Source organism: Luteitalea sp., assembly GCF_022842525.1.
Classification (GTDB): domain Bacteria; phylum Acidobacteriota; class Vicinamibacteria; order Vicinamibacterales; family Vicinamibacteraceae; genus Luteitalea.
On sequence record NZ_JALHPM010000198.1, the window covers coordinates 1 to 11,129 of the forward strand.

At 71.0% G+C, this 11,129-nt stretch carries 9 protein-coding genes and 1 pseudogene; 2 read left to right on the forward strand and 8 right to left on the reverse strand.

What is annotated here, in order from left to right; genetic code table 11:
• The 5 genes from Q0C41_RS26045 to Q0C41_RS26065 all read right to left on the reverse strand — a co-directional run.
• Positions 1–1,892 (reverse strand): hypothetical protein (locus Q0C41_RS26045; RefSeq protein WP_291988959.1); only part of this gene is annotated, 1,892 nt, incomplete at its 3' end.
• On the reverse strand, positions 1,889–3,022 hold the full coding sequence (locus Q0C41_RS26050) for a Rid family hydrolase (protein ID WP_291988961.1): 1,134 nt from the start codon (positions 3,020–3,022) through the stop codon (positions 1,889–1,891). The genes Q0C41_RS26045 and Q0C41_RS26050, both read right to left, overlap by 4 nt.
• Positions 3,023–3,160: 138 nt before the next feature.
• Entirely contained in the window at positions 3,161–4,210 is a 1,050-nt protein-coding gene (locus Q0C41_RS26055; protein ID WP_291988963.1) for an oxidoreductase, read from the reverse strand.
• A gap of 24 nt (positions 4,211–4,234) precedes the next feature.
• Positions 4,235–4,825, reverse strand: a complete 591-nt coding sequence (locus Q0C41_RS26060; protein WP_291988964.1) for a hypothetical protein — start codon at positions 4,823–4,825, stop codon at positions 4,235–4,237.
• A complete protein-coding gene (locus Q0C41_RS26065; RefSeq protein ID WP_291988966.1) occupies positions 4,818–5,087 on the reverse strand; it encodes a hypothetical protein in 270 nt (89 codons plus the stop codon). Before Q0C41_RS26065 ends, Q0C41_RS26060 begins: the two co-directional genes overlap by 8 nt.
• A 308-nt stretch (positions 5,088–5,395) precedes the next feature.
• Here Q0C41_RS26065 and Q0C41_RS26070 point away from each other — a divergent pair, with 308 nt between their 5' ends.
• The gene (locus Q0C41_RS26070; protein ID WP_291988968.1) at positions 5,396–7,051 is read left to right on the forward strand and encodes a M20/M25/M40 family metallo-hydrolase; all 1,656 of its coding nucleotides are present in this window, start codon (positions 5,396–5,398) and stop codon (positions 7,049–7,051) included.
• 46 nt (positions 7,052–7,097) lie between these two features.
• Here Q0C41_RS26070 and Q0C41_RS26075 read toward each other — a convergent pair whose 3' ends face one another.
• A complete protein-coding gene (locus tag Q0C41_RS26075; RefSeq protein WP_291988970.1) occupies positions 7,098–8,174 on the reverse strand; it encodes a DUF1080 domain-containing protein in 1,077 nt (358 codons plus the stop codon).
• Between the two features lie 23 nt (positions 8,175–8,197).
• On the reverse strand, positions 8,198–9,187 hold the full coding sequence (locus Q0C41_RS26080; RefSeq protein ID WP_367079308.1) for a Gfo/Idh/MocA family oxidoreductase: 990 nt from the start codon (positions 9,185–9,187) through the stop codon (positions 8,198–8,200).
• Positions 9,188–9,342: 155 nt separating this feature from the next.
• Between Q0C41_RS26080 and Q0C41_RS26085 the strand changes: the two genes are divergently transcribed.
• Positions 9,343–10,416: a HAMP domain-containing sensor histidine kinase gene (locus Q0C41_RS26085; protein ID WP_291988974.1), complete on the forward strand. Its 1,074-nt coding sequence runs from the start codon at positions 9,343–9,345 to the stop codon at positions 10,414–10,416.
• A 14-nt stretch (positions 10,417–10,430) separates the two neighbouring features.
• Here Q0C41_RS26085 and Q0C41_RS26090 read toward each other — a convergent pair.
• Positions 10,431–11,129, reverse strand: a pseudogene (locus Q0C41_RS26090) (aminotransferase); the annotation flags it as partial.

Genomic DNA, 11,129 nt, shown 5'->3' on the forward strand with positions numbered 1-11,129 from the left:
GGACGCCCTTCCGCGCTGATGGCCGTCGCCAGCGCGGTGACCAGTGCCCGATGTTCCGGACGGTCGGCGGCCCACACCTCCGAACGCAGCAGCGCGTCGAGCGTCGTCCGCTCCCGGCCAGCCAGTCCGCTCATGAAGGCATCGACCACGAAGGGCTCCGAGAGATCGCGTCGCAGCAGCCGCAGGCGGGCCTCCTCGATCTCCGCGGCGGCAGACGCGCCGAGCGTGTAGAGCAGCTGGCGGCGGACCGCCACGTCAGGATCCTTGACCAGCGCCAGCACGGCTCGCCGCATCTCCGGATCCTCGAGACGGCCCTCCGCGACGCGCAGGGCCGCGATGCGCACGGGCGGTGACGCATCGGACAGTCGCGCCCGCACCAACGCCGCGTCGGCTTCGCCGAGGCCGTCGAGCGTCCACAGCCCGTGCAGGCGGACACGTGGATCGACGTGCGAGTCGGCGAGCGCCAGCACCGCGGGGGCGATCGACGCGGTCCCCGAGGCCACGATCATCCGCTGGGCCATGTCGCGCCAGTGGCCGTTGGCGTGAGCCAGCAGCGGCACCCAGCTCGCGACGTCGCCGGCACGCACGGCGGGCGGCGTCCCGAGCGGGCGCCCCTCGTGCACGATGCGGTAGATGCGTCCCATGCCGTGAAAGGGCTGGTGCAGGCCGCGCGCGATCACCTGGTTGCGGAGGAACGTGGTGAGGAAGATGTGGCCTTCGATGATGCCGCGGTACATGTCCGCGACGTAGAGCGCGCCGTCAGGACCGGTGGCCGTGAACACCGGTCGGACGCGTTCGTCGTGCGAGAAGAGGAACTCGCGCTCGCGATAGGCATTCCTGCCGGTGATGATGCCGTCGCGCTCGCTCAGCACCGACCGGCGGATGAGACGCCCGGCCGACTCGCCGACGAAGACGTTGCCGCGGTACTCGTCGGGAAACTGATCGCCGCGATAGACCATCGGGGCCGAGTTGGCCGTGAACACCCGCAACCGCCCATCGTCGCGCAACTGGGCGCGGCGGTTGACGCCCGGCGTGATGGCGTGGGGCCAGACCTCGTTGTCCTGACCGATGCGGACGTCGATGCCAGCGGCGGCCGTGTAGTGGGGATTGCGAGTGGCGTAGACCGTCGGCACGAGGCTGCCGCGGATGTGATCCTGGTTGTAGCTGAAGAAGAGACGCCCGTAGTCGTCGTGCGACATGCCCCACTGCCCGGCGAGGCGTCCGGACCGGCCTGACACGCGCTGCCCCCCGGCCACACGCAGGCGCTCGTCGACCTGCAGCCCGTAGGTCCAGTTGTCGAGCGTCCAGGACGGGCTGCTCGGCGCCAGGTGCGGGTTGACGGGCGTCGGCAACCCGCTCTGCAGCACCTCGCGCTGGTCGGCCTTGTCGTCGCCATCGGTGTCGCGCAGGAAGACGACGTCCGGCAGGGCGAAGACGAGCACGCCACCATCGACCAGCTGAATGCCGCGCGGCCAGTCCATGCTGGCAAACAGCGTCCGCGTGTCCATGCGGCCGTCGCCGTCGGTGTCGCGCAGGACGACGAGCCGGCTGGCTGGCGTCGGCTCGCGGTCGATGCCGGGCAACAGGTCGCGCAAGGGCCAGTTGTACGACGGCCATTCGAGGACCCAGAGGCGATTGCGCTCGTCGAAGGCGAAGGCGATGGGGTCCTGCACCAGCGGCTCGGCCGCCACGAGTTCGATGCGGAAGCCAGGCGGCAGCTCCATCATGCGCATCGATTCGTCGGGCGTGCGCACCGGTGCCGGCGGAATCACCCAGTGCGCCGGCGGAGGGGCCGTGTCGATGGCGGCGCGGTCGCCGACCTGTGCGCCGAGCCCACCCGATGCCAGCGCCAGCGCCGCCAGCAGGCCAGCGGTCAGTTTCAGTGGCGTCATCGGCTCGTGGTCACGGCAATGGCGTCGATGGCCGTGCTCCTGCCTGCTCGGCCGGTGCCCTGGACCGAGATCTTCGACGCCGCCGGCGGACGCGCGGGGTCGTAGATCGACGGACGCACGGTGTTGATCTCCTGATCGGCGCCCGGGTCGGAGACGTAATACGTGGCTTTCGCGATGTGTCGCATGTCGCTGCCGGCGGCGGCGAGCACGCGGGCCAGCTCGGCGAAGATCTCGCGCACCTGCGTCGTGGGCGCCGCCGACGCGCCGGTGAGTCCGCTGACGAAGACGGGCGCCCCACCGAAGATGCGGGCGATGCGGCTGTACCGCGCCGAGATCGGCTCGACGAGCGTCAGGCGCGCCTCTCCGTCCCGCGCGCCCGGCGCGGTGGCCACCAGTTCGATCTCCACGGGCAGCGACGAGTTGCGCCATTCGGTGACGACCTGCGGCGGCGCCGTGCCCTCGAACGTGCTCGCGACGAGCCGCTGGAGGCGCTCGGCCTGCGCCATGTCGCCGAGGAACGCCTTGACCTGGACCACGTGCGACAGCGCCAGGCCGACGGTCTCGAGGTCGCCGCGCAGTTGCGCCATCGTGCCGCGCACGGCGACGTCGAACTCGCCGGGGGCGGCGCGGCCCGAGACGATGACGAAGGGCCCGGCCGGCTGGACCGCCACATGCGCGCCCTGCCCCGGCACCGGGGCGAGCCCCTCCACGCGCAGTCGCGCCGGCGCGCCCGGGAGTTGCTGCCGCCCGGTCACGGCGATGGCATCCATGGCCACGAGCACGCCAGTGTGCGGCATCGTGGATTGGACGATCGTCAGCGCGGGCGTGGTGCGCGTGAACCGCTGCGCGATCAGCCGGTCGACCGCGGGAGTCACCGCGTTGTCCGACACGTACACGTGCAACCGGGCGATGTGGTCGAGCCCGGTGCCGGCCGCCGTCAGCGCGGCCTCGAGGCTGCCGAGCACGTGCGTGGCCTGCGCCGTGGCATCGGCGCCGCCCTGGAGTCGTCCGTCGCCATTCAGCGGATACAGGATCGCCGTGTGGACCAGGGCCCCGGCCTCGACGACGACCGCCGAGGCGCGACCGGCGGACGCGTCGGGTCCGACAACCCGGAGGCGCACGTCACGCACGGCCGATGACGGTGCAGGCCCCCCCGGTTGGGCAGCCGCGGGAGGAAGACCGGCGCAGGCTAGGAAGACGAGCCCGGTCGCGAGGCGCCGGGCCTGAAGCAGGGAGGGTCCGAGGGAGATGCGCATCCTGCTCGCAGTCTAGCCCGTGAGCGGCACCGCACGCCTGGTCTCCGACGATTGGATCCCGGCCTCGATGATCGCCATCACCGTCAGGGCCTCCGCCGGCGACACGGGCGGCGGGCCGCCGGCACGGATCGCGTCGCGCATGGCCGCGTAGTAGCGACCGTAGTCGCCGGGCGGCACCGGCACGCGCTGCGGCTCCTCCCCCTCGCGCAGGATCAGCAGCGGCTCCGGGTCGACGCCCCAGTCGGCCTGGCCCGGGCGCTCGCCGGCCATCAACCGACGCTCCTGCTGGTCCATGCCGCCCTTGGTCAGGCTGCCTCCGGTGCCTCGCACGAGAAAGCGCAGCGGCGCGTCGGCCGCCAGCATGCTGGACGTCAGGAGGACCTGGCGCGTCGGGTAGTCGAGACGCACGTGGAACCAGTCGTCGACTTGTCCGCCCGGCCGCTGCACCCGCAGGGCCGCCTCCACGGTGTCAGGCACCCCGAACAGCGCGACCGCCTGGTCCACCAGATGGGGGCCGAGGTCGTACCAGAGGCCGGCGCCGGGTCCGGTGCGCTCGCGCCAGCGGTCGCGCACCTGCGGACGCCAGCGTCCGATCTCCGACCGGTACTCGACCACCTCCCCGATCGTGCCGGCCTCCACCGCCTGTCGCACCCCGATGAAGTCGCCGTCGAACCGGCGGTTCTGATACACCGACAGCAGTCGCCCCGCGGCCTCCGCCGTCCTGACGACGCCGCGCGCCTCCTCGAGCGTGATCGTGAACGGCTTGTCCACGACCACATGGCGCCCCGCCCGCAGGGCCGCCTCGGCCAGCGAGGCGTGCGAGTCGTTCGGCGTCGCGATGACCACCAGCGAGACATCGTCCGCGCCGATGGCGTCGAGGGCCGACGCGACAACGCGCACGTCCGGGTAGGCCGCCGTCACCCTGGCGGTCTGGCTCGAGGCGACGACGCGCAGGCGGAGGCCTGGCGTCGTCGTGATGAACGGAGCGTGGAACGTGTGCCCGGCAAAGCCGAAGCCGAGCAACGCCACGCCGATGGTGCCGTCAGGGTCGTGGTGTGTCATGCGGGACTCCCGCCGAAGCATGACTCACGACGCCGGGCCGTCACAAGGCGCGGGCTCGAATTCGCGCAGGCGACGCAGGGCATCGGCCGCCGCGGCGGCTTCAGGGCGCTCACCGAAGTCGCCGCACGCCTCCGCGAGGACCTGCACGATGTCGTCGATCGTCAGGACGCCCACCGTCGTCACCCTCGCCGTCGGACCGCTCAGTCTGAGGTAGGGGACGTGCCGGAGCCGCGTCCGCTCCGCGTCGGTCCCGACGACGAAGAGGACGGCGCATGTCAGGTGGCGCCCATCGCGGCGCACGCGTGCCACGGCCGCGCGGACGGCCGCCCGCTCCTCCTGCTGGTCGGGCCGCCACACCCAGGCGACGACACCCCAGGTCATCACGGCCGTCGAGATGAGCCAGATCGGCGGGGTGCCGGGCAGGCGCAGCAGGTGCACGCCCTGCGACGTGCGCGACATCGCCGGCATCGGGTCGAGGGCGAAGGCGCGCGCCGCAATGCGACGCTGCCAGTAGCCGAGCGGCAGCGCCGGCAGCACCTGGGCCAGCACCTGCGCGGCCAGCACGTTGCGGATCGTCTTCGGGGCGTGCGGGTGCACGTCGCGGTGACTATCCATGGACGTCGCCCCCACCATGCTGGCGCAGGAACGTCAGCGGCGCGGCATCGACGCCGAACTCGGTCCTCGCGCGGTGCCACAGCTCGCGCGCCTCGATGCGCGGACAGTCGTCCGGATCCCCGCACCCGCAGCGAGCCGACGCGCCATGGCGACGTACGTGCGCCACCATGCGGTCGTGCCAGCGGCACAGGTCGTCGACGAGTTCGGCGCCGACGTCATCGCCGGGGCCAATGAGATAGCGATAGGGGGTGGTCACGAGCATGAACCTCCTCCCGCGCGACGCGAGCCTCGCATGCACGAGGTCGACGTCGCCGGGACGGCAACGAAACAGGAAACGGGATTCGAAGGGAGGCGCGTCGCCGGCGGGTGGTTCGAAGGAACCGGGGCCCTACCGACGACCGGCGATCGGGAAGACGCGGACGCTCATGTCGAATGAACGACGCGTGTGCGGCACGATCCGATCGGGGCAGGCGGGTGACATCACAGAGACCTGTTTGCAGGCTATCGCGGACCCGCGACGGACGCAAACTCGTCCGAACGCCGTGTCCTGATGTGCTAGCGTGTCGCGCCATGCGATGTCCATCTCTTCGCCTCTCGACGACGGTCATCGGCCTCGTCGGGTCGACGACGCTGTTGCTGGCGGCCGGGCCCGAGCCCATCGACCACGCCGTCAACGCCCGCATCCGTGCCGAGGCACGGGAGCGGTCGCAGATCATGCAGACCCTCCACGTGCTGACCGACGTGTACGGTCCCCGCCTGACCGGCTCCCCCAACCACCACGCGGCGGCGGAGTGGGCGGTGGCACGGATGAAGGAGTGGGGCTTCGACACCGGCACCCTCGAGCCGTGGGACTTCGGCCATCCCGGATGGCTCAATGAGCGGATGACCGCGCATGTCGTCGCGCCGGTCAAGGACGCGCTGGTCGGTGAGGTCCTCGCGTGGACCAACGGGACGGATGGCCCGGTCCGCGCGGCCGCCGTGCACCTCGTACTGCCGGACCGACCGACCGCCGCGGAGTTGACGACCTATCTCGAGGGCAAGGCGAGTGCCGTCGCCGGACGCATCGTCCTCGTCGGGGCAGCCGCGAGCGTCCCGGTCACCTTCACGAAGCCGGCGATGCGTCGCGACTACGACGACCTCGCGGCGATGTTCGACCCGGTTACTCCCCGGGCGCCGCAGTTCGGTCCGGGCGGCCCTGCCGGCCGACCAGGGGCCACGCCCGATCCCGCGCGACTGACGCCCCGCCAGATCTCGGAGCAGGTCGACGCCTTCCTCATCGCGAGCAAGGCGCGGGTCCGCGTCAACGACGCCGGCCGCGAGCATGGTCAGATCCGCGCCTTCAACAACCCGAGCTTCGACGGCAGCAAGACGTTGCCGACGCTGATTCTCCGCAACGAGGATTTCGGCCGCATCGCCCGGCTGCTCGCGGGTGGCCGCGCGGTCGAACTCGACATCGACATCGTCAACCGCTGGTATGCCGAGGGGCGGACGTCCTTCAACGCGGTCGCCGAGTTGAGGGGCACCGACAAGGCCGGCGAGGTCGTCATGCTCGGTGGCCATCTCGATTCGTGGCATGCCGCGACCGGCGCCACCGACAACGCCATCGGCGTCGCCGTGATGATGGAGGCCGCGCGCATCATCAAGGCGCTGGGGCTCACGCCGCGACGGACGATTCGGCTCGCGTTGTGGAGTGGCGAGGAGCAGGGCCTGCTGGGATCGAAGGCGTACGTGGCGAAGCACTTCGGCACGGCGGAAGCGCCGACGGCCGAGTTCGCCACGTTCGGCGGCTATCTGAACGTCGATTCGGGGACCGGGCGCGTGCGGGGGGCGACGGTGTTCGGCCCGTCGGAGGCGGCGCGCATCCTGCGCGAGATCGTGGCGCCGTTCGAGGATCTCGGCATCATCGGCGCCACGGCCACGAAGAGCCGTCGGCCGGGGGGCACCGACAGCACGTCGTTCAATGCGGCGGGGCTGCCGGGCATCGGCCTGCTCCAGGATCCGATCGAGTACCAGTCGCACACCTGGCACACCAACCTGGACACCTACGAGCGCATCGTCGAAGAGGACGTGAAGAAGAGCGCGGCGATGATCGCGTCGGCCGTGTATCACCTCGCGATGCGTGACGAGTTGCTGCCGCGATTCGCCAGGGCCGACATGCCCGAACCCGCGGGTGCCCCAGCAGTGGCGCCGACGACCACGGCGCCCGCGACACCGGCGCGACAGTGACGGGACCGACGGGACAGGGCCTCGATGGCCCTGTCCCGTCGTGTGGTTACGTCCCGGGCGTCGTGATCGGGGTGACGACCAGCTTGCGGAACGAGACCTTCGAGTGGTCGCCCTGGATCATGATCGGCCCCGGGGCCAGTTCGTCGTTGTCCATCGCGCCGCCGGTCACGGCCGGCAACAGCGCGTTGTCGTGGACCTTCTTGCCGTTGAGCGTCGCCGTCAGACGATTGCCAACGACCACGGCCTCGAGCACCTGCCACTCGTCCGGGCCGTTGCCGGCATAGACGTCGGCCCGCTTCCAGCCGTAGATGTCCATCAACTGCCCCGGGTAGGCCGCCACACGCCCAGGCACCTGCAGCATCAGCTGCAGTTCGTAGCGCCCGCGCAGATAGAGCCCGCTGTTCTGGCCGGCGCCGAGATTGAACTCGGCGTCGATCTTGAAGTCCTTGAACCGCTGCTTCGTGTGCGGATTGCAGGTGGACCGCTCGCCGCGGGCCGGCACGCCGTTGGTCATCACGCCGTCGGCCATCGTCCACCGGTCGACGCAGGTGTCACCGGGCTCGGTGCCGAGACCGGCCCAGACCTCCTTGCCGACGCCGGGACCGACGATCACCACGGGTGCCCCGTAGGCATGCGTGCCGTTGGCGTTCGAGGGCGGGAACGTCGGCTGCCGGACGCCGACCCACTTCACGGTGGCCGGGGCCGGCATCGGACGCGGCGTGGCTGGCGCGGCACCGGCTGGGCGCGGTGGCGCCGGGCACGGCACGCCTGGCGTCTCGTGCTGGCCAATCAGCTTGCCACCCTCGAGCTTCGCCCGATACAGCGGACCGCAGGACGGCTTGGGCAGCGTCTCGCCACCGCCCCCGTACTGCCACTGGAGCTCGCCGTTTTCGACCTTGATCCACGCGACCGGCGTGGCGTGGCCGCCGCGGTCGAGAAACAGGGCTTCGAGCGTGTCCCCGACCTGCTTGACGTCGAGGAAGTACACCTTCCGGACGTCGGGCCCGGTCCCCGTGATGTTCCAGCGCCCGACGTAGGGACTCTCCTGGGCCGACACGCCAACGCCCGCGACGAGACCCGCGACGGCCATGGCAAGAGCTGACACCGCAACTGCGACACGCATCCTGGCTTCCTCCGGAGGCAAGACTATACGAGTTCGGCAGCGCCCCCTTCGTAGTACGACTGCAGCAGGGCATCCATCACGCGCGTGGCGCGGGCGCCGGTCTCGCCGGTGCTCGGGCACGAGCCCTGGCCCTGGAGCTGGTCGACGATGGTCTGCACGAGCGGTTGCTGGACGTGCGGTGGATGCGGCACCTCGAACGACTCGACGCCCGTGCCCCGCGTCACCACGACGGGCGCGTCGTCGAAGGTCGAAAACGCGAGCCGCCCGGCACTGCCGATGATCTCGACCCGGTCCGCGTCGGCGTCCGCCGTGAAGGTCCAGAGTCCCGTTCCGCGCACTCCCGACGCGAAGCCGAATGACGCACTGACGATGTCCTCGGCCCGATAGAAGCCACCCTGGTTGCTTGCCCCACCTGCCACGATGGCGATGGGTCCGAGCAGATGGTCGAGCAGGTCGATGGTGTGCGAGGCGAGATCGACGAAGAGGCCACCACCCGCGATGGCGGGATCGACGCGCCAGGGCAACGCCTCGGCATCGAGCGCGTGGCGGCGCGTCAGCGTCACCACGACCGCGCGCACGGTGCCGATGGCCCCGTCGTCCACCAGCGCCTTGACCGTGAGGAAGCGAGGCAGCGCTCGCCGGTAGTAGGCCGTGAAGAGTGGCACGCCCGCCTTTCGGCAGGCCTCGATCATCGCTAGGCATTCCCGATGGCACAACGCCATCGGCTTCTCCACGTAGACCGGCTTGCCGTGCCTCGCCGCGAGCTGGGCATGGACCGCATGGGCGTCTGGCGGAGTGGCCACGTAGACGGCGTCGACCTCTGGATCGCGCACCAGCGCCTCGGCGTCGGCGTACCAGCGCGGGACGCCATGACGCCGGGCGTAGTCTTCCGCGAGATGGGCCGTCCGTCGCATGACCGCCACCAGCGCCGATCCGGAGGCTTTCGCGAACGCCGGCCCACTCTTGACCTCGGTGACGTCGCCGCAGCCGATGATGCCCCAGCGGATCGGCATCAGCGGCGGGCCGACGAGGCATCGCCGGGACACACAGCACTTGTGCAGCGCATGGCGGCCGAATCTAGCACACCAGGGGAAGACGACCGGCGCGCGCTGTGCAGGACGGGACAGCGGAGCGGGCCCGAGACGCCTATTCTTGCGTTGGGAGACCCATGCTTCACGAATTCGTCGCCGCTCACCGGGGGGAACTCCTCGCACGCTGTCGTGCGAAGGTCGCCTCGCGCGCGACCCCGTTGCCGACCGCCGCCGAGCTGCGCACCGGTGTGCCACGCTTCCTCGACGACCTGGTCCACATCCTCGAGCGCCGCCTGACCACGAGCGACGAGATGGACGACAACGCCGGCAGGCATGGCCGGGAACGCCTGCTGCAGGGCTTCAGCGTGACGCAAGTCGTCCAGGACTACGGCGACGTCTGTCAGTCCATCACCGAGCTGGCCATCGAAGCCGATGCCCCGATCACGCCCGACGAGTTCCGCCGCCTGAACCTGTGCCTGGACGATGCCATCGCCCGCGCCGTCAGCGAATACGGTCGCGAGCACCTCGAGACCGTGGTGGCCACGGCGTCGTCGCGCGAAGAAGAGCGGTTGGCGTTTCTGGCCCACGAACTGCGCAATCTGGTGAACACGGCCACCGTGGCGTTCGAAGTGCTCAAGCGGGGCGACGTCGCGATCGGCGGCAGCACGGGCCATGTGCTCGGGCGGAGCCTGACCGGCCTGCGCGACCTCATCGCTCGCTCGGTCGAGGACGTGCGGCTGCGTCACGGGGCGCAGGACCATCGTCCGGTGGCGGTGGCGGACCTGCTGCGCGAACTCGGGGCGGCGGCCGCGCTCCAGGCCGCGGCGCGGGGGCTCACCCTGACGGTCACCGAAGGCGGCGACGACGTGACGGTGCTGGCCGACCGTCCCATCCTGTCGGCCGTGATCGTCAACCTGCTGCAGAACGCGTGCAAGTTCACGCACGCGGGCACGGGGGTCACCCTCGGCGCCTCGGTGCGGGACGCCGTCGTGACCATCGCCGTGGCCGACGAGTGCGGCGGACTCGGTGACGTCGACCCGGAGCAGTTCTTCCGGCCCTACGAGCAGCGCCACACCGACCGGTCAGGCCTCGGGCTCGGCCTCTCCTTCAGTCGCTGGGGCGCAGGGGTGAACCACGGCACCGTGACCGTGCGGGACATCCCCGACACGGGGTGCGTCTTCTCGGTGCACCTGCCGCAGCACACCGCCTGATCCCCGGACGCCGGTCAGGCGCGGGCCGGCACGCCGGCGCCGCGCTGGGCGAGCAGCGCCCTGGACGTCACCAGCAACACGCTCAGCGCCACGCCTTCGGCCGCGACCTGCACCGTGGCGAGATCCGGGAAGGTCGGCGCGATGCGCACGGTGCGGTCATCGGGGTCCTGGCCCAGCGGGTGCGTCGCCCCGGCGGGCGTCAGTTCGACGCCGGCCTCCTTGGCCGCCCGCACGAACTCACGGGCGCAGCCATCGAGCACGTCGAGGCTGATGAAGTAGCCGCCCTTGGGCACGAGCCACGAGGCCACGCCGGTGCCCCCCAGATGCGTGGCGAACGCCTCGGCGACGGCCGTGAACTTCGGCGCGACGATGGCGCGGTGACGATCCATGAGCGCGAGCAGGCCATCGGCGTCGCGCAGGAACCGCACGTGGCGCAGCTGGTTGATCTTGTCGCTGCCGATGGTGCGCTTGCCCATGCGGGCGAGGTACCACTTGACGTTGTCGGCCGACCCGGCGAAGAGCGAGACGCCTGCCCCCGCCAGCGTGACCTTCGAGGTGGACCCGAAGACGAAGGCACGGTCGGCGTGCCCATGGCGCGCGCACGCCTCGATGAGGCTCGGGATCTCGATGCGTTCGTCGGTGAGGTGGTGCACCGCGTAGGCGTTGTCCCAGAAGAGGCGGAAGTCCGGCGCGGCCGTCGGCATGGCCGCCAG

Coding starts and splice junctions, on each gene's coding strand:
- Q0C41_RS26070 (WP_291988968.1), top strand. CDS start 5,396: ATGCGATGTCCATCTCTTCGCCTCTCGACGACGGTCATCGGCCTCGTC.
- Q0C41_RS26085 (WP_291988974.1), top strand. CDS start 9,343: ATGCTTCACGAATTCGTCGCCGCTCACCGGGGGGAACTCCTCGCACGC.
- Q0C41_RS26075 (WP_291988970.1), bottom strand. CDS start 8,174: ATGCGTGTCGCAGTTGCGGTGTCAGCTCTTGCCATGGCCGTCGCGGGT.
- Q0C41_RS26055 (WP_291988963.1), bottom strand. CDS start 4,210: ATGACACACCACGACCCTGACGGCACCATCGGCGTGGCGTTGCTCGGC.
- Q0C41_RS26065 (WP_291988966.1), bottom strand. CDS start 5,087: ATGCTCGTGACCACCCCCTATCGCTATCTCATTGGCCCCGGCGATGAC.
- Q0C41_RS26080 (WP_367079308.1), bottom strand. CDS start 9,187: ATGCCGATCCGCTGGGGCATCATCGGCTGCGGCGACGTCACCGAGGTC.
- Q0C41_RS26060 (WP_291988964.1), bottom strand. CDS start 4,825: ATGGATAGTCACCGCGACGTGCACCCGCACGCCCCGAAGACGATCCGC.